Source organism: Nesterenkonia maliinae (genome assembly GCF_051262655.1).
In the GTDB taxonomy this organism is placed as follows: Bacteria; Actinomycetota; Actinomycetes; order Actinomycetales; family Micrococcaceae; genus Nesterenkonia.
On the sequence record NZ_JBIMEY010000001.1, the window covers coordinates 648027 to 666836 of the forward strand.

Below are 18810 nucleotides of genomic sequence, written 5' to 3' on the forward strand. Positions count from 1 at the left end.
ATTTTGCCAGAAGCGTGGAACTGAGGGTGGGCCGAGTTTGGACCAACACAGCACTATATCAAATCAGCCGCGCACCTGCCGGAACCCGCTCCCAGAGGTGCGCCCGCCCCATCCTGGGTGGTTGAGTTTTCCGGCGGTTACGTAGTAGCCGGAAAACTCAACCACCCAGGAAGAGGTTGCGCAGCATCACGAAGAGGGCGACCAGGCCCAGGGTGACGATGATCAGGCGCAGCACCAGGGGGGAGAGGCGGCGGCCGACCCAGGCACCGACGAGTCCGCCGAGCGTGGAGCCCACTGCGATGACCACCACGATCTCCCAGAGGATCACCCGCTCCCCCGCGTCGCGCAGCACGTAGTCCACGAACATGTAGCTGATCGCGGCGGTGAGGTTCACAACGGCGACCAGCAAGTTCTTCACGCCGTTGGCCTGCTGGATGTTGGCCATCAGGAAGATCCCTAGGATGCCCATGAGCAGGATCCCCTGCGCGGCGACGAAGTAGCCGCCGTAGATGCCGGCGGCGAAGACCAGCAGCATCAGCGCCAGGCCGACCGTGGGCATCGAGGGCTTCCCGGACTTCGGCGTGCCGACATCGGCGGAGCCGACATCAGCTGAGCCGGCATCCTTGGCGGAAGCATCAGCACCACCGGCGCCCTTCTCCCGGGCCGCAGCGCGGGCGCGGACCCAGGCGGAGAGCTTCGGTTGGGCGATCACGAAGCCGAGCGAGACCACGATCAGGATCGGCGCGACCCGGCTGAAGACCTCCTCGGGCAGGGTGATCAGCAGCACCGCGCCGATGACGCCGCCCAGCACTGAGGCCGGGATCAGCTTCACCAGCACCGACTTCACCTGCCGGATCTCGCGCCGGTACCCCCAGGCGCCGGTGAAGTTCCCGGCGATGAGTCCCATCGCGTTGGAGACCGTGGCCGAGACCGGCGGGACGCCCATCGCGACCAGCACCGGGAAGGTCACCAGGGTGCCGGAGCCGACGACGGTGTTGATCGCGCCGGCCCAGATCCCTGCCACCAGGATCAGCAGCAGCTGCGCGACGCTCAGGTCATCCAGGAAGAAGTCAGCGAGCGCCTCCATCAGGCACGAGCTTGCGACGACGCGGCCGAGGAGACCGCCGACGACGTCGCAGCGGCCGCCGCAGCCGGCTTCTTGAACGCGGAGAAGCGCCCGTCGCGGTGGATCAGTTCCAGCTCGGTGTCGAAGGTCTTCGAGAGGTTCGCCGAGGTCATGGTCTCCTCGATCGGTCCGGCGGCGACGGTCTTGCCGTCGCGCAGCAGCAGCACGTGGGTGAATCCGGGCGGGATCTCTTCGAGGTGGTGGGTGACGAGCACCGTCGTCGGCGCCTCCTCGCTGCTGACCAGCTCGCTGGTCCGCTCGACGAGTGCCTCGCGTCCGCCCAGGTCCAGTCCGGCGCCGGGTTCGTCGAGGAGCAGCAGCTCGGGGTCGGTCATCAGCGCCCGGGCGATCTGCACGCGTTTGCGCTCCCCCTCGGAGAGGGTGCTGAACGGGCGGTCGAAGACCGTGCCCACGCCCCACTCGTTGAGCAGCGCGAATGCGCGGCGCTCATCGAGCTGCTCGTACTCCTCGCGCCAGCGTCCGGTGACCCCGTAGGCGGCGGTGACAACGACGTTGAGCGCCGTCTCCTGCATCGGGACCGTGGTGGTCAGCGAGTTGGAGCTGAACCCGATCAGCGGGCGCAGCTCGAAGACGTCGACGGCGCCGAGCTGCTCGTCGAGGATCTTCGCGGTGCCGGTGGTCGGGAACAGCCGGGCGGCGGCGATCTGCAGCAGGGTGGTCTTGCCTGCCCCGTTCGGCCCCAGAATCACCCAGCGCTCGTCCTCGTTCACCGTCCAGGAGACGTCGTGGAGGAGATTCTTGCGCCCTCGGCGCACGCTGACATTCTGGATATCGAGGACAGGGCTCATGCGCTCAACACTATCGAACCGGATCAGGCGCTATAGGCTGAACACGCTATGACTGCGCACCCTGATCCTGATCTCCCCGCCGGCACGGTGGCCATGTTGGCGGCCGCTGAGCTGGACGGACCGCTCATCCGCTCGCTGACCCACGAGTTCTCCCGACGCGGCGTGGTCCACAGTGTGGAACTGCGCCAGGTCCCGCTGGCCGACCGCACCGAGGTCTCCGCGGTGCGGTGGTCTGTGACGCTGGATGACTCCGACGACTCCTACGGCTCCCAGCTGGCGGTCTCGCTGCTCGAGGACGCCGCCTATCAGCTCGAGGGCCCGGTCACCCAGACGGTGCTCCCCGCCCCGCGCCGGGCGCAGCTGCACGCCCCGGACGGCCGGCTGATGCTGCTCATGGATGTGGACTCCACCCTGATCGACCAGGAGGTCATCGAGCTCCTTGCCCGCGACGCCGGCCGGGAGGCCGAGGTCGCTGAGGTCACGGAGCGTGCGATGCGCGGGGAGATCGACTTCGCGGCCTCGCTGCACCAGCGGGTTCAGGCACTGACCGGCCTGCCCGAGAGCGTCATCGACTCCACCCTCGCCGCGATCACCCCCACCCAGGGCGCTCGGGAGCTGCTGGCGCAGCTGCACCGCCGGAACTGGCCCAGCTACGCCGTCTCCGGCGGGTTCCTGCAGGTGCTTGCCCCGCTGGCCGCGGATCTGGGCCTCACCGGCTACCACGCCAATGACCTGGCGATCTCGCCGCAGGGGATTCTCGAGGGCACCGTCCGGGGCGCCGTCGTCGACCGCAGGGCCAAGAGAGAGTATCTTGAACAGTGGTCGGCGTCACAGGGTCTGCTCCCCCGCAACGTGGTCGCCGTCGGCGATGGCGCCAATGACCTGGACATGATCACCGCCGCCGGAGTGGGAATCGCCTTCTGCGCGAAGCCCGCGCTGCGTGAGCAGGCGGACCTGGTGATCGACCACCGCTCCTTCGAGCTCATCTCGCTGGCCCTGGGGATGAGCTGAGCCCACCGGCTCGAGGAGGAGAACAACCGGCCTGCACCGTCGCAGGACACCGGCAGCCGCTGCGAAGACGCAGCCGGCTCCAAGATTTCATACTCGCGATCATCGCTCGTGAGCATTCTGCAATGCTCTGATGATCCGCCAGGAATAGCCTCTACCCCGGTAGGGTTGATCCTGCGCGGCACAACGATGTGCGCGGCCCTCGTTGTCCACCGTCCCTCACCATCTGGAGGAAACCTAGTGACCGATAATGCCGTATTCACCGATCTGGACAAGCGGGCAGTCGACACGCTGCGCGTGCTCGCAGCTGACTCCGTGGAAAAGGTCGGCTCCGGCCACCCCGGCACCGCGATGTCGCTGGCCCCCGCCGCCTACCTGATCTTCCAGAAGATGATGAAGCATGATCCCACTGATCCCAAGTGGATCGGCCGCGACCGCTTCATCCTCTCCCCCGGTCACACATCCCTGACCCTGTACCTCCAGCTCTACTTCTCCGGCTACGGCCTCGAGGTCGATGACCTGGCCGCGCTGCGCACCTGGGACTCGCTGACTCCCGGTCACCCCGAGTACGGGCACACCGCTGGCGTGGAGATGACCACCGGCCCGCTCGGCCAGGGGCTCGCCTCCTCGGTCGGCTTCGCCTACGGCCAGCGCCGGATGCGCGGCCTGATGGACCCCGACGCGCCAGCCGGGGAGTCCCCCTTCGACCACACCATCTGGGTCATCGCCTCCGACGGCGACCTCCAGGAAGGCGTCACCTCCGAGGCCTCCTCGCTGGCCGGCCACCAGGAGCTCGGCAACCTCGTCGTGGTCTGGGATGACAACAAGATCTCCATCGAAGACGACACCGACATCGCGTTCACCGAGGACGTCGCCGCCCGCTACGAGGCCTACGGCTGGCACGTGCAGCGCGTGGACTGGAAGAAGTCCGGCGACTACGACGAGGACATCGAAGAGCTGCACCGCGCCCTGGAGGCGGCCAAGGCCGAGACCTCCAAGCCCTCCCTGATCGCGCTGCGCACCGTGATCGGCTACCCCTCCCCGAAGAAGCAGAACACCGGCGGCATCCACGGCTCGAAGCTCGGCAACGACGAGCTCGTCGCACTCAAGGAGCTGCTCGGCTTCGACACCGAGGCCCACTTCGCAGTGGAGGACGAGGTCCTCACCCACGCCCGCAAAATCCTCGAGCGCAGCGTCGAGACCCGCAAGGAATGGGACACCAAGTTCGCCTCCTGGCGCGACGCCAACCCCGATGCCGCGAAGCTGCTGGACCGGCTCACCGCCGGCGAGCTGCCCGAGGGCTGGGAGTCGAACCTTCCCGAGTTCCCGGCCGGTGAGGACGTCGCCACCCGCGCGGCCTCCGGCAAGGTGCTCAACGGCATCGCCGACGTGCTCCCCGAGCTGTGGGGCGGCTCCGCCGACCTCGCCGGCTCGAACAACACGCTGATGTCCGGCTACGACTCCTTCGTCCCGGAGTCCCACTCCACCGAAAAGTTCACCGGCAACCCCTACGGGCGCAACCTGCACTTCGGCATCCGGGAACACGCCGCCGCGTCGATCACCAACGGCATCTCGCTGTCCACGCCGCTGCGGACCTACAACGGCACGTTCCTGATCTTCTCGGACTATCAGCGCCCCGCCATCCGGCTCGCCGCGCTGATGGGGACCGGGTCGATCTTCGTCTGGACCCATGACTCGATCGGCCTGGGCGAGGACGGCCCCACCCACCAGCCGGTGGAGCAGCTCGCCAGCCTGCGGGCCATCCCGAACCTGGACGTGATCCGCCCCGGCGACGCCAACGAGGTCGCGATCGCCTGGCGCGAGGTGCTGCGCCGCAACGACCGGCCCGCCGGTCTGGCGCTGACCCGCCAGAACATCCCCACCTACGCCCGCGGCACCGGTGCGGCCACCGCCACCGAGTTCGGTGCGGTCGAGGGCGCGGCCAAGGGAGCCTACGTGCTCGCCGAGGCCGTCCGCGACGGCGCCGTGGTCACTCCCGACGTCGTGCTCATCGGCACCGGCTCCGAGGTCCAGCTGGCCGTGGAGGCCCGCGAGGCGCTCAGCCAGCAGAACATCGCCGCCCGCGTGGTGTCGATGACCTGCCGCGAATGGTTCTTCGAGCAGGACGCCGACTACCGCGAGAGCGTCATCCCGGCCGCGGTGAAGGCACGCGTCTCCGTGGAGGCCGCGTCCTCCATGGGCTGGCGGGACATCGTCGGTGACGCCGGTCGGATCATCGGTCTGGACCACTTCGGCGCCTCCGCCGACTACAAGGTGCTCTACGAGAAGTTCGGCATCACCACCGCCGCTGTCACCGAGGCAGCCCAGGAATCCATCGCCGCCGCCTCCTAGAGGCACTTACGTCTCACCCGGCACCGCCTGGAGGCTGAGCCTCCGACCGGCGCAGCCCCTTCAAGGGGCTCAGCCTCCAGGCGCCCGGCGCATCAGATTCATCCAACCCTGGCATCAGGAGAACAAATATGACTGCGAACAAGAACACCCAGGCGCTCTCAGACCTCGGCGTCTCGATCTGGCTCGATGACCTCTCCCGCGAACGGCTGAACTCCGGCTCGCTCGCGAAGCTGATCGAGTCGCACAACGTCGTCGGCGTCACCACCAACCCGACCATCTTCGAGTCCGCGCTGAAGGACGGCGAGGCCTACGAGGCGCAGCTGGCCGAGCTGGCCGCCGCCGGAGCCGACGCCGAGAAGGCCGTCTTCGACATCACCACCGCCGATGTGCGCGAGGCCTGCGACGTGTTCGCCGGGGTCTACGCCGCCACCGACGGCGTCGACGGCCGCGTCTCCATCGAGGTCGACCCCCGTCTGGCCCGCGACGCCGCCGGCACCATCGCCCAGGCCCGCGAGCTCTACAAGGCGGTGGATCGGGAGAATGTGCTGATCAAGATCCCCGCCACCGTCGAGGGCATCGAGGCGATCGCCGCCGTGACCGCCGAGGGGATCAGCGTCAACGTGACCCTGGTCTTCTCCCTCGAGCGCTACCGCGCGGTCATCAACGCGTTCATGCTCGGCCTGGAGAAGGCCCACTCGGACGGGATCGACATCTCGAAGATCCACTCCGTGGCCTCCTTCTTCGTCTCCCGCGTGGACGCCGAGATCGACAAGCGTCTGGAGCTCGCCGCCGAAGAGGGCAAGCCCGGCACCGAGAAGCTGAAGTCCCAGGCCGCGGTGGCCAACGCCCGGCTCGCGCACCAGATCGCGGTGGAGACCTTCTCCTCCGAGCGCTGGCAGCTGCTGGCCGAGCGCGGCGCACGCCCGCAGCGCCTGCTGCTGGCCTCCACCGGCACCAAGGACCCGAACCTCTCGGACACCCTGTACGTGACCGAGCTGGCCGGCGCCGACGTGGTCAACACCATGCCGGAGAAGACCCTGCTCGCCCTGGCCGACCACGGCGTCGTCGAGAAGGACACGCTCAGCGGCACCTACGTGGAGGCCAACCGGGTCCTCGACGGCATCTCCGCCGCCGGGATCAGCTACCGCGAGGTCGTCGACACCCTGGAGACCGAAGGTCTGCAGAAGTTCGAGGTCTCCTGGACTGGCCTGCTGGGCACCATCGATGATGGTCTCAAGCGCAACAGCTGAACCTGAACACCGGTCGGCTCGCATGCTGAGCTGACCGGTCGACTGTTCACTCCGTACGGTGCCCGGCTCGGGCGGCGTCCCAGGCTCCAGCAGGACCGGAGCCGAAGACTCCCCCGACCGGGCATCGATCAGGGTCAACAGCCATGTGAATCCCACCGGCCCCCTATAAGCGCAGATGCTGGCCAGGCTGAACCGAGGCGTTCGGCTGAGAAAGGAAGCACGTCATGAGCTCACTCTCCCTGACACTGACCGGAGCGGCCCGTCAGGCCGCTGAGAACCAGGTTCCCGGTCTGCTGGACCACGAATTCGCCTCCCGGCTCGCCGCGAAGGACCAAACCCTCTGGGGCGTGGACGCCGAGGACGAGGCCAGCAAGCGGCTCGGCTGGGTCTCGCTCTTCGAGGACTCCCGCGCGCTGCTGCCGAAGATCGCCGCCCTGCGTGAGGAGCTCGCCGGCGAGGGCGTCACTCGGGTGGTGCTCGCCGGCATGGGCGGGTCCTCCCTGGCCCCTGAGGTCATCTGCGCCACCGCCGGCGTGGAGCTGACCGTGCTGGACTCCACCGACCCGCAGCATGTGGCCGCCGTGATCGGCGCCGACATCGACAAGACCGTGCTCGTGGTCTCCTCGAAGTCGGGCTCCACCGTGGAGACCGACTCGCAGCGCCGGATCGTGCAGCAGGCGATGACCGAGGCCGGGATCGACGCCGTGTCCCGCACCGTGATCGTCACCGATCCCGGCTCCCCGCTCAGCGAGTCCTCCACCGAGGCCGGGGTCCGCGCGATCTTCGAGGCCGACCCCACTGTGGGCGGTCGCTACTCCGCGCTCACCGCCTTCGGCCTGGTCCCCTCCGGGCTGGCCGGCGCCGACCTGGAGTCGCTGCTCGACGACGCCGAGGAGACCCTGACGATCCTCTCCGAGGACGACGCCGACAACCCCGGCCTGCGCCTGGGCTCCGCGATCGGCGGCACCGTGCCGCTGCGCAACAAGCTCGTGATCGTCGACGACGGCTCCCCGCTGATCGGGCTGGGCAACTGGATCGAACAGCTCATCGCCGAGTCCACCGGCAAGAACGGCACCGGCCTGCTGCCGGTGATCGTGGCCGACGGCGAGCCCGAGCTGCACCGCGACGAGGACGACGTGCTCATCGCTCAGATCATCGACGTCGAGGTCGAAGACGGCGCCTCGGTGGACAACGACGACGCCGACCTGGTGGTCAGCTCGCACAAGGTCCGCACCGGCGGCAGCCTCGGCGCCCAGTTCATGCTCTGGGAGGTCGCCACCGTGGTCGCCGGCGCGCTGCTGAGCATCAACCCCTTCGACCAGCCCGACGTGGAGTCCGCCAAGACCGCCGCCCGCGGCCTGCTCGACGCCCCGGCGCCTGAGGCCGGCGACTCCGTGACCGACGGCGCGGTCGCCTTCCGCACCATCGGCGGCGCCGCACTGACCGAGGCCAACCCCTCGACCCTGAGCGAGGCGCTGCAGGCCCTGGTGAAGTCCGTCCCGGAGGACGGCTACCTCGCCGTCACCGCCTACCTGGACCGCACCACCGAGACCCAGCTCGAGGCCATCCGCGCGCAGCTCTCCTCGCTCGCCGGACGCCCGGTGACCTTCGGCTGGGGCCCGCGCTTCCTGCACTCCACCGGACAGTTCCACAAGGGCGGCCCCCACGTGGGGGCCTTCCTGCAGCTGACCACCAGCTCGGAGCGCGACGTCGAAGTTCCGGACCGGCCCTTCACGCTGGCGAAGCTGATCGCCGCCCAGGCCGAGGGCGACGCCCAGGTCCTGGCCGGACACGACATGCCGGTCCTGCAGGTGCATCTCAATGACCGCACCGCCGGCCTGACCCAGGTCATCGAGACGGTGGACGCCCTGTGAGCGAGTCCCGCACCAACGCCTCCGGGCGCCCCGCCTCTTCCCGCGCCGACGCCAAGCGCGGCAACGGCAGCTCGCGCAGCAAGCCCAGCAACCCGCTGCGCGACCCTCGCGACCGCCGGCTGAACCGGATCGCCGGCCCCTCGGCGATGGTGATGTTCGGCGTCACCGGCGACCTCGCGCGCAAGAAGCTGCTCCCGGCCATCTACGACCTGGCCAACCGCGGACTGCTGCCGCCGAGCTTCTCGCTGGTCGGCTTCGGCCGGCGCGACTGGACCCACGAGCAGTTCGCCGCGGAGGTGCTCGAGCAGGTCAAGGCCTCCGCGCGCACCGCCTTCGATCAGCAGGTCTGGGATCAGCTCTCTGCCGGGCTCCGCTTCGTGACAGCCACCGGCTTCGACGACGACGACGCCTATGCCCGGCTCGGGGAGACCCTCGAGGAGCTGCAGGAGTCCCGCGGGACCCGCGGCAACCACGCCTACTACCTCTCGATCCCGCCGAACTCGTTCGAGATCGTCTGCCACAAGCTCTCCTCGCACGGGCTCGCCGCCCCGCAGAACTCGGTGGAGGACCCGTGGAGCCGGGTGGTCATCGAGAAGCCCTTCGGCCATGACCTCAGCTCGGCCCGGGAGCTCAACGCCGTGGTCGAGTCGGTCTTCCCCCCGGACGCGGTCTTTAGGATCGATCACTACCTGGGCAAGGAGACGGTGCAGAACCTGCTCGCGCTGCGCTTCGCGAACCAGCTCTTCGAGCCGCTCTGGAACGCCCAGTACGTGGACCACGTGCAGATCACCATGGCCGAGGACATCGGCATCGGGGGTCGCGCCAGCTACTACGACGGCGTCGGCGCCGCCCGCGACGTGATCCAGAACCACCTGCTGCAGCTGCTCGCGCTGACCGCGATGGAAGAACCGATCTCCTTCGACGCGGATCATCTGCGCGCCGAGAAGGAGAAGGTGCTCGCCGCCGTCCGGCTGCCCGAGGACCTCGGCGCCGCCTCCGCCCGCGGCCAGTACACCTCCGGCTGGCAGGGCGGGGAGAAGGTCGTCGGGTTCCTGGACGAAGAGGGCTTCAACCCCGAGTCCATCACCGAGACCTTCGCCGCACTGAAGCTCGACATCAACACCCGCCGCTGGGCCGGCGCCCCGTTCTACCTGCGCGCGGGCAAACGGCTGGGCCGTCGGGTCACCGAGATCGCGGTGATCTTCAAGCGCGCCCCGAATCTGCTCTTCCAGGACCACGACGACCACGAGTTCGGTCAGAACGCCGTCGTCATCCGGGTCCAGCCCGATGAGGGCGCGACCATCCGATTCACCTCCAAGGTCCCGGGCACCCAGATGGAGGTCCGCGACGTCACCATGGACTTCGGCTACGGGCACTCCTTCACCGAGGACAGCCCCGAGGCCTATGAGCGGCTGATCCTCGACGTGCTGCTCGGTGAGCCGCCGCTGTTCCCGCGGCAGGAGGAGGTCGAGCTCTCCTGGAAGATCCTGGATCCGTTCGAGGAGCACTGGGCCGGCCAGCAGGTCCAGCCCGAGCCCTATGCCCCGGGCGGCTGGGGTCCCCAGTCCGCCCACGATCTTCTGGCCCGTGACGGCCGCACCTGGCGCAGGCCCTAAAGGAGAACCCCCGTGATCGTCGATATCGAGAACACCACCACCTCAAAGGTCTCCAAGAAGCTGCGTGAGCTCCGTGAGGACGGCGGCGTGGTCGCGCTGACCCGAGTGCTGACCCTGGTCATCCTGACCTCCAAGGACAACGCCGAGCCCGCCATCGCCGCGGCCAACCTGGCCTCCCGGGAGCACCCCTGCCGGATCATCGTGCTCGCCTCCGGGCGCAGCACCGATGAGACCCGGCTGGACGCCCAGATCCGCGTCGGCGGCGACGCCGGCGCCTCCGAGGTGATCGTGCTGGAGGCATCCGGCGAGCTCGCCGAGCAGAACGAGGCGATGGTCTCGGCGTTGCTGCTGCCCGACGCGCCGATCGTGGCCTGGTGGGCCGATGAGCTGCCCGAGAACGTCAGCAGCACCCCGATCGGTGGGATCGCGCACCGCCGGATCACCGACTCGGCCATGGACCCGCGTCCGCTGGAGGCGCTGCAGCGGATCTCCGCGCACTACGCCGAGGGCGACACCGATCTGGCCTGGACCCGGCTGACCCATTGGCGGATCCAGTTGGCCAGCATCCTCGACACCCTGGACCCGACGGATCTGACCTCGGTGACCGTGGAGGCCGCCGCGGACCTGCCCAGCGCAGCGCTGCTCGCGGCCTGGCTGCAGCAGGCGCTGAAGATCCCGGTGACCCTGAACTCCACGGCTCCCCCGCCGGAGTCCGAGCTGCCGCTGACCCTGACCGCGGTGACCTTCCACCGGCCCAGCGGCGACGTGAGCCTCTCCCGGCCGCGTGGCGAGGAGATCGCCGAGCTGCGCTCCGCCGACGGCCTGGTCCAAGGCGTCCCGCTGCCGGTGCGCACCCTGCAGGTGTGCCTGGCCGAGGAACTGCGCCGGCTGGACTCCGACGAGGTCTTCGGTGAGGTGCTCACCCGGGCGCTGCCCGCCACGGACCTCTCCGGCGCCACCCAGACGATCAGCTGACTCATCTCCGACCGACCCACTAGGCTCGCAGCATCAGTGACGATGCTGCGGAAGGATGCACCCTCATGACCGATTCCCCCCAGACCACCCTGGCGGCTCCCCGCACCGAGATCTACGCCGATAAGGACCAGTTGGTCACCGTGGTCGCCGAACGGCTGCTCGCGGTCCTGGTCGACGCCGCACGCCACCACGGTGATGCCCACGCGGTGCTCACCGGCGGAAGCGCCGGCATCGCGGTGCTCTCCGAGGTCGCGGAGCTGGTCGCGAAGCCCGGCGTCGAGACCCCGCCCTGGAGCAAGGTCCACTTCTGGTGGGGCGACGAGCGGCTGCTGCCCAGCGACGACCCGGAGCGCAACGCCCAGCAGGCCCATGAGGCGCTGCTCGATCACCTGCTGATCCAGCACGGGCTGCCCGAGGAGAACGTGCACCGGATGCCCACCTCCGAGGACGCCGAGGCCCCGCCGATCGGGGCGGAGATGTATGCCTCCGAGCTGGCCGGCCACACGGTCGAAGGCGGCCGCAACGGGCTGGCCCTCCCCCGCTTCGACGTGCTGCTGCTCGGCGTCGGACCCGACGGCCACGTGGCCAGCCTGTTCCCGGGCAAGGACTCGCTGCACGTCACCGACCAGACCACCACGAGCGAGGACCAGTCCCCGAAACCGCCGCTGCAGCGGATCACCCTGACGTTCCCTGCGATCCACACCGCCGAGCGGGTCTGGACGGTCGTGGCCGGCGCGGACAAGGCCGAGGCCGCCGCGAAGGCGCTGACTCCGGGGACCGAGCTCACCGAGATTCCCGCGGTGAACGCTCGCGGCGCCCGGGAGACCATCTGGCACCTGGATCAGGCCGCCGCCGCCAAACTCCGCTGACCCCTTCCTGGGTGGTTGCGTTTTCCGGCTACTACGTAACTGCCGGAAAACGCAACCACCCAGGATGAGTGACCCAGGACGAAGCACCCGGGACATGAGAAAGCCCAGTCCGACCTCACGGTCGAGCTGGGCTTTTCTCGTGCAAGCCTAGGGCGTCAGATGTCGGCGCCCAGGGGGACGATCAGGGCCAGGGCGACGATGATCAGGCCCCAGCTCACCGCCAGGGTGATGGTCAACCGGTTCAGGTTCCGCTCCGCCACGCCGGAGGACCCCAGGGAGGAGGTCACGCCGCCGCCGAACATGTCAGACATGCCTCCGCCGCGGCCCTTGTGCAGCAGGATGAGCAGGATCAGCAGCAGGCTGATCAGGGCAAGGACGACCTGAAGAGTGATGGTCAGCGCAGACACAGCGACCTTTCATGATGGAACGTGGGCGAATCAGCTACCAGGATAGCCCGTATGGGGCTGAATCCTGGCTTCAGGAGGAAGCTCAGCCCTGCGCCCCGGTGTCGACGTGCTTCTCGAACGAGATGATCTTGCTGAACTCGTCGGTGTCCAGGCTCGCGCCGCCGACCAGGGCGCCGTCCACGTCGGGACCGGCGAGGATCGAGGCGACGTTCTTGGACTTCACGGAACCGCCGTAGAGCACCCGGACGGTGTCGGCGAACTCCTCAGAGTACAGCTCGGCCAGCTTGGCGCGGATCGCGGCCGACATCTCCTGAGCATCCTCGGGTCCGGCGACCTTGCCGGTGCCGATGGCCCAGACGGGCTCGTAGGCGACGACGAGCTCGGTGAGCTCCTCGGCGCTGCGGCCCGTCAGGGCGCCTTCGAGCTGGGCCAGGGTGTGGGCGACGTGGTTGCCCGCCTCGCGGACGTCCAGGCCTTCACCGACGCAGAGCACGGGGGTCAGTCCGTGGCGCAGCGCGGCGCTCAGCTTGGCGTTGAGCTGCTCGTCGGTCTCGCCGTGGACCTCGCGGCGCTCGGAGTGCCCGATGAGCACCTGGGTGCAGCCGAGCTTGTTCAGGAAGGCCCCGGAGATGTCCCCGGTGTAGGCGCCGGAGTCCTGGTCGGAGAGGTCCTGGGCGCCGTAGTCGATGCTCAGCTTGTCCCCGGTGACCAGGGTCTGGACGCCGCGCAGGTCGGTGAACGGGGGGAACACCGAGACCTGCACGCGGTCGTAGTCGTGGCCGGCGTCGTTCAGCGTCCAGGCGAGCTTCTGGACCAGCGCGATCGCCTCCATGTGGTCGATGTTCATCTTCCAGTTGCCGGCGATCAGCGGGCGACGCACGAAGGCGCCATTCTTCTGAGTGGTCATGGAGAGGGATTCCCTTTCAACAGTGATGAGATCAGCAGGTCAGACGAAGCGCGAGCTCAGCCTTCGAGCGCGTCGATGCCGGGCAGCGACTTGCCCTCGAGGTACTCCAGGCTGGCGCCGCCGCCGGTGGAGATGTGGCCGAAGCTGGCCTCGTCGAAGCCCAGTGCGCGCACTGCGGCCGCGGAGTCGCCGCCGCCGACCACGGTGAAGGCCTCGGTGGTGGTCAGTGCATCGGCGACTGCGGAGGTGCCCTTGGCGAAGGCCTCCATCTCGAACACACCCATGGGCCCGTTCCAGAAGACCGTCTTGGCCTGGGCGATCTCGGCGGCGAAGGCCTGGGAGGTCTCGGGTCCGATGTCCAGGCCGAGGGCTTCGGCGCCGGCGGCTCCGGATTCCAGGGCGTCCACGGGGAGCACCTCGACGTCAGCGTCGGCGGCGAAGGCCGAGGCCATCACGATGTCGGTGGGCAGCACGATCCGGCAGTTCTGCCGTTCGGCGGCCTCCAGGAAGCCCTTGACGGTGTCGAGCTTGTCGTTCTCCACCAGGGACTTGCCGATGCCGTGGCCCTGGGCCTTGAGGAAGGTGAAGACCATGCCGCCGCCGACCAGGAGCGTGTCGGCGCGGCTCATCAGGTTCTCGATGACCGCGAGCTTGTCAGAGACCTTGGACCCGCCGAGGACCACGGTGTAGGGCCGCTCCGGGGTCTCGGTGAGGCGCTGGAGCACCAGCAGCTCGTCGCGGACCAGGTCGCCCTGGTAGGCGGGAAGCTTCGCGGTGATGTCGGCGACCGAGGCGTGGGCCCGGTGCACGGCGCCGAAGGCGTCGTTGACGTAGGCGCCGTCGGTGCCGGTCAGGGCGGCGAGCTCGGCGGCGAGGCTGGCCCGCTCGGCGTCGTCCTTGGAGGTCTCGCGGGGGTCGAAGCGGACGTTCTCCAGCAGCAGGATCTGACCGGGCTCCAGCGCGGCGGCCTTCTCCTGGGCGCTGGGGCCGACGAGGTCTGAAGCTCGCAGCACGTCGACCTCGCTGAGCTCGGCCATCCGGGCGGCCACGGGGGCCAGCGAGTACTGCGGGTCGGGCTCGCCCTTGGGGCGGCCCAGGTGGGCGGTGACCAGCACCCGGGCGCCGGCGGCGGCGAGCTTCTCGAGCACCGGCAGGGAGGCGCGGATGCGGCCGTCGTCGGTGACCTCACCATCCTTCAGCGGCACGTTGAGGTCGGAGCGGACGAGCACGCGGCGCCCGTCCAGGCCTTCGGAGAGCAGGGCGTCAAGGGTGGCTGCAGTCATGTGATCAGGGTACCAATCGCTGGAAGGGAGAAACAGGAAGAACGACGACGCACGCATGCCGCACGGCAGAGGCCCCGGTCCCGACGAGGTTTCGTCGAGCCGGGGCCCTTGCGGTCACGCGAGCTGGATCAGCCGCCGACGTGTGCGGTCATGTCCACCAGGCGGGAGGAGTAGCCGTACTCGTTGTCGTACCAGGCGAAGACCTTGACGGTCTTGCCGATGACCTTGGTCAGCGGTGCGTCGAAGATCGAAGAGTGCGGGTCGCCGACGATGTCGGAGGAGACCAGCGGGTCCTCGTTGTAGGACAGGATGCCCTTGAGCGGTCCCTCGGCGGCCTTCTTGAAGGCGGCGTTGACCTGCTCGGCCGTGACACCCTCCTTCTCGATGGCGACGGTGAGGTCGGTGCCGGAGCCGGTGATGACCGGGACGCGGATGGCGTAGCCGTCAAGCTTGCCGTCGACCTCGGGGATGACGTGACCGATGGCGGCAGCCGCACCGGTGGAGGTCGGGACCATGTTCACGCCGGCGGCGCGGGCACGGCGGGGATCGCTGTGCGGGGCGTCGTGCAGGCGCTGGTCACCGGTGTAGGCGTGGACGGTGGTCATCAGACCCTCGACCAGACCGAACTCGTCGTTGAGCACCTTGACCAGCGGAGCCAGGCAGTTGGTGGTGCAGGAGGCGTTGGAGACCACGGTGTGGTTCTCCGGGTCATAGGTGTTCTCGTTGATGCCCATGACCAGGGTCGCGTCGACTCCCTTGCCCGGTGCCGAGACGATGACCTTCTTGGCGCCGGCCTCGAGGTGCTTGCCGGCGGTGTCCTTGGTGGTGAAGAAGCCGGTGCACTCGAGAACGACGTCGACGCCGAGCTCGCCCCAGGGCAGGTTCGCCGGGTCCTTGTCAGAGAGGAGCTTGATCCGGCGGTCACCGGCGACGAGGGTGTCGCCGTCCAGGGAGACGTCTGCCGGGTAGCGGCCCATGACGGAGTCGTACTTGGTCAGGTTCACCAGCTGGGCGGGGTCGGTGAGGTCGTTGATCGCCACGAGCTCCAGGTCGGTGCGGCCGGTGTTCTCCAGCACGCGCAGCACGTTGCGGCCGATACGTCCAAAACCATTGATCGCGATTTTCGTCGCCATGAGGTTCCTCTCTTGAGCATGGGACCGCAGTTCCTGCGGGCCTTGGGGCCGTTCTGGCAGAGGCAGCTCGAGGGGCTTCCCGGAAGGGGAAAAGGCCCTTAGACACACGTTGGGGATCAGCAGCTCGACCGTAGTCGAACCGCTGACCCCCAACAACATCGTTGTCCATCAGGCTGTCTGCAGAACGTGATTTTCAGTTTTCTCGTACATCATTCAACCATGTCGCCATGGCTGGCCCCAACATCGTGGGGCCGAGTCTCTCTGAGCGGACGGTGTCACCGTCCGCGTCGGACGGTGAGACCGTCCGGGTGGAGATGATCAGGGAGTGATCAGCTTCGAGGCGCCCGAGCGGGCGGCCTCGAGGCGCGTGGCCACGTCGGACCAGTTGATGATGTTCCAGAAGGCCTTCACGTAGTCAGGCTTGACGTTCTGGTAGTCCAGGTAGAAGGCGTGCTCCCACATGTCCAGCATCAGCAGCGGGATGGTGCCCACGGGCACGCCGTTCTGCTGGTCGTAGAACTGCTCGATGACCACGTTGCCGCCGACGGGCTCGTAGGCGAGGATCGCCCAGCCGGAGCCCTGGATGGTCAGCGCGGCAGAGGTGAACTGCTGCTGGAAGGCCTCGAAGGAGCCGAAGAACTCGTCGATGGCTGCGGCCAGCTCGCCCTCGGGGCGCTCCTGGCCCTCTGGGGAGAGGTTCTTCCAGAAGATCGAGTGGTTGGTGTGTCCGCCGAGGTTGAACTGCAGGTCCTTGAGCAGCTTCGGGGTGGTGGCGTAGTCGCCCTTTTCGCGGGCTTCGGCCAGCTTCTCCAGCGCGGTGTTGGCGCCGGTGACGTAGGTCTGGTGGTGCTTGGAGTGGTGGAGCTCCATGATGCGAGCCGATATGTGCGGCTCGAGCGCGGAGTAGTCGTAGTCCAATTCAGGAAGCGTGAAGTCAGTCAAAATGTCCTCCTAGACACGGGGGTTCGTCGAGGCCAGCTTCACCTCAACTCGGTTCTCATCCTATGCCGTGAGGGCATCGCCAGAAAGGGGATCGACGCCTATGACCTGCAGTGTTCACCACCGGAGTAACTGCCGTGTGAGGTGGGCCTCAGGCCCGTGGACGCAGCCTCAGCCTTCGAGCATGTCCGGGGTGACGCTGGATTCGGTGCCGGGGATCTTCTGCTCGGAGGCCTGCTTGTCCGCCATGGCCAGCAGCCGTCGGATCCGCCCGGCGATGGCGTCTTTGGTCATCGGCGGATCGGCGAGCCGACCGAGCTCATCCAAGGAGGCCTGCTTATGCGCCAGGCGGAGTTCGCCGGCGTATTTGAGGTGGTAGGGGGCGTCGTCGCCGAGGATCTCCAGGGCGCGCTGCACCCGGGCGCCGGCGGCGACGGCGGCCTGGGCGGAGCGGCGAAGGTTGGCGTCGTCGAAGTTGGCCAGTCGGTTGGCGGTGGCCCGGACCTCTTTGCGCATCCGGCGCTCCTCCCAGACCAGCAGGGTCTGATGCGCCCCCATGAGGGTCAGCAGCTTCGCGATGGAGTCGCCGTCGCGGATCACCACGCGGTCCACGCTGCGCACCTCGCGGGCCTTGGACGGGATGCCGAGCCGGCGGGCGGAGCCCACCAGGGCCAAGGCCGCCTCGGGCCCGGGGCAGGTGACCTCCAGGGAGGAGGAACGTCCGGGTTCGGTCAGCGAGCCGTGGGCCAGGAAGGCGCCGCGCCAGGCGGAGACGGCGTCGGCCATGGACCCGTTGACGACGACGGAGGGCAGGCCGCGCACGGGTCGGCCGCGGGCGTCGAGCAGTCCGGTCTGCCGGGCCAGCGCCTCGCCGTCGCGGACCACGCGGACGACATAGCGGGAGCCGCGCTTGAGTCCGCTGCCGGAGACCACGATGACCTCAGGGTTGTGCCCGTAGACCTCGGTGATGGTGGTCTTGAGCCGCCGCGCGGTCGCCGCGTGGTCCAGCTCGGCCTCGATCACGATCCGACCAGAGATGATGTGCAGTCCCCCGGCGAAGCGGAGCATGGCCGAGACCTCGGCCTTCCGCTCGGAGGTGGTCTTGACGTGTTGGCGGGAAAGCTCTTCTTTGACCGACTCGGTCAGCGCCATATGTGTTGTCCTCTGGTCTTCGTGTGATGCTGATCCGTCATCGTACCCAATGCCCCTGAACGGAATCGTGATCCCGTTCGTAGCGTCAGTCCCCGAAGACCTCGCTGAACGCGATGGCCAGCCGCAGCGGGTCGTGCACATCAGGCTGACCTGCCTTGGCGACGTCGTGATATCTCACCTCGGCGCCGAGCAGCCGGGCCGCCTCTGCGAACTCCTCGCGCTCCTGACCTGGAACCGATGCGGGATCCGCGATGATGCGGTGCACGCGCAGTCCAGGGGCATAGTGATGGAGGACTCGCAGATGTTCGGCGGGACTCATACCGGCGGTCTCGTCGGTGTGCGGTGTGAGGTTCATCACGATACACCGACGGGCTTCGGTCTCATAGAGAGCGTCCCGGAGCTCGGGCAGCAGCAGATGGGGCAGCACCGAGGTGTACCAGGAGCCAGGTCCTAAGACCACCCAGTCACTGAGCTCGATGGCGGTGAGCGCCTCGGAGCACGCCGAGGCCTCGGCCGGGTGCAGCTGCACATCGCGGAGCCGGCCGAGGCTGCCGGCGGCGGCCAGGGCGACCTGCGAGGAGAGCCGGTCGCCGTTGTTGAACGGCGCCTCGAGCCCGGGCTGACCCTCGAGGGGCTCGACCACCCCGGACATGGTCAGCGGCTGCCGGGACATGGGCAGCACCTGGCCACGGGCGCCGAGCAGCGTCCCGGCCCAGCGCAGACCCTCCACGGAGTCGCCGATGAGCTCCCAGAGCGCGACGATGAGCAGGTTGCCCATGGCGTGGTCGTCCAGACTGCCGGTGACGCCCTCGCGGGAGCGGAACCGGTGCTGCATGACCTGGGCCCAGGTGCGGCCCCATTCGGTGTCGTCGCACAGCGCGGCCAGCGCCATCCGGAGGTCTCCGGGGGGCAGCACGTCCATGTCCTCGCGCAGCCGACCGGAGGATCCGCCGTCGTCGGCCACGGTGACGATCGCCGTGAGGTGCTCCGCGGCGATCACCCGCAGCGCCGAGAGCGTGGCGGAGAGCCCGTGTCCCCCGCCGAGCGCGGAGACCCGGAAGGAGCCGCGGGAGGTGTTGAGCGGCTGCGGCTGGGGGTTCTGGCTCACCG

Annotated in this window: 16 protein-coding genes; 7 read left to right on the forward strand and 9 right to left on the reverse strand. The window is 68.6% G+C overall.

The window, feature by feature from the left end:
* Positions 1-157: 157 nt before the first annotated feature.
* Positions 158-1087, reverse strand: a complete 930-nt coding sequence (locus ACHAA4_RS03000) for a sulfite exporter TauE/SafE family protein (protein ID WP_435772699.1) — start codon at positions 1085-1087, stop codon at positions 158-160.
* Positions 1087-1935, reverse strand: a complete 849-nt coding sequence (locus ACHAA4_RS03005) for an ABC transporter ATP-binding protein (RefSeq protein WP_435772700.1) — start codon at positions 1933-1935, stop codon at positions 1087-1089. Before ACHAA4_RS03005 ends, ACHAA4_RS03000 begins: the two co-directional genes overlap by 1 nt.
* A gap of 48 nt (positions 1936-1983) precedes the next feature.
* Between ACHAA4_RS03005 and serB the strand changes: the two genes are divergently transcribed.
* The 7 genes from serB (at position 1984) to pgl (ending at position 11879) form a co-directional block, all read left to right on the forward strand.
* On the forward strand, positions 1984-2946 hold the full coding sequence (gene serB, locus ACHAA4_RS03010) for a phosphoserine phosphatase SerB (protein ID WP_435772701.1): 963 nt from the start codon (positions 1984-1986) through the stop codon (positions 2944-2946).
* A gap of 237 nt (positions 2947-3183) precedes the next feature.
* Positions 3184-5295 (forward strand): transketolase, encoded by a 2112-nt coding sequence (gene tkt, locus ACHAA4_RS03015; RefSeq protein WP_435772702.1) that lies wholly within the window; start codon positions 3184-3186, stop codon positions 5293-5295.
* 128 nt (positions 5296-5423) lie between these two features.
* Entirely contained in the window at positions 5424-6545 is a 1122-nt protein-coding gene (gene tal, locus ACHAA4_RS03020) for a transaldolase (RefSeq protein WP_435772703.1), read from the forward strand.
* A 224-nt stretch (positions 6546-6769) separates the two neighbouring features.
* Entirely contained in the window at positions 6770-8419 is a 1650-nt protein-coding gene (locus ACHAA4_RS03025) for a phosphoglucose isomerase-related protein (RefSeq protein ID WP_435772704.1), read from the forward strand.
* 146 nt (positions 8420-8565) lie between these two features.
* Positions 8566-10035 (forward strand): glucose-6-phosphate dehydrogenase, encoded by a 1470-nt coding sequence (zwf, locus tag ACHAA4_RS03030; RefSeq protein WP_435772977.1) that lies wholly within the window; start codon positions 8566-8568, stop codon positions 10033-10035.
* Between the two features lie 12 nt (positions 10036-10047).
* Positions 10048-11010 (forward strand): glucose-6-phosphate dehydrogenase assembly protein OpcA, encoded by a 963-nt coding sequence (locus tag ACHAA4_RS03035; RefSeq protein WP_435772705.1) that lies wholly within the window; start codon positions 10048-10050, stop codon positions 11008-11010.
* 65 nt (positions 11011-11075) lie between these two features.
* On the forward strand, positions 11076-11879 hold the full coding sequence (pgl, locus tag ACHAA4_RS03040) for a 6-phosphogluconolactonase (RefSeq protein ID WP_435772706.1): 804 nt from the start codon (positions 11076-11078) through the stop codon (positions 11877-11879).
* A 155-nt stretch (positions 11880-12034) separates the two neighbouring features.
* Here pgl and secG read toward each other — a convergent pair whose 3' ends face one another.
* From secG to ACHAA4_RS03075, 7 genes are all read right to left on the reverse strand, one after another.
* Positions 12035-12286: a preprotein translocase subunit SecG gene (gene secG, locus ACHAA4_RS03045; RefSeq protein WP_435772707.1), complete on the reverse strand. Its 252-nt coding sequence runs from the start codon at positions 12284-12286 to the stop codon at positions 12035-12037.
* A gap of 82 nt (positions 12287-12368) precedes the next feature.
* Positions 12369-13193 (reverse strand): triose-phosphate isomerase, encoded by an 825-nt coding sequence (gene tpiA, locus ACHAA4_RS03050; RefSeq protein ID WP_435772708.1) that lies wholly within the window; start codon positions 13191-13193, stop codon positions 12369-12371.
* A gap of 56 nt (positions 13194-13249) precedes the next feature.
* The gene (locus ACHAA4_RS03055) at positions 13250-14476 is read right to left on the reverse strand and encodes a phosphoglycerate kinase (RefSeq protein ID WP_435772709.1); all 1227 of its coding nucleotides are present in this window, start codon (positions 14474-14476) and stop codon (positions 13250-13252) included.
* A gap of 128 nt (positions 14477-14604) precedes the next feature.
* Positions 14605-15609: a type I glyceraldehyde-3-phosphate dehydrogenase gene (gap, locus tag ACHAA4_RS03060; RefSeq protein ID WP_435772710.1), complete on the reverse strand. Its 1005-nt coding sequence runs from the start codon at positions 15607-15609 to the stop codon at positions 14605-14607.
* A gap of 318 nt (positions 15610-15927) precedes the next feature.
* On the reverse strand, positions 15928-16551 hold the full coding sequence (locus ACHAA4_RS03065) for a superoxide dismutase (protein ID WP_435772711.1): 624 nt from the start codon (positions 16549-16551) through the stop codon (positions 15928-15930).
* Between the two features lie 168 nt (positions 16552-16719).
* The gene (whiA, locus tag ACHAA4_RS03070; protein ID WP_435772712.1) at positions 16720-17700 is read right to left on the reverse strand and encodes a DNA-binding protein WhiA; all 981 of its coding nucleotides are present in this window, start codon (positions 17698-17700) and stop codon (positions 16720-16722) included.
* A gap of 85 nt (positions 17701-17785) precedes the next feature.
* Positions 17786-18808, reverse strand: coding sequence for a gluconeogenesis factor YvcK family protein (locus ACHAA4_RS03075; RefSeq protein ID WP_435772713.1), 1023 nt, complete (start codon positions 18806-18808; stop codon positions 17786-17788).
* Positions 18809-18810: the final 2 nt, after the last annotated feature.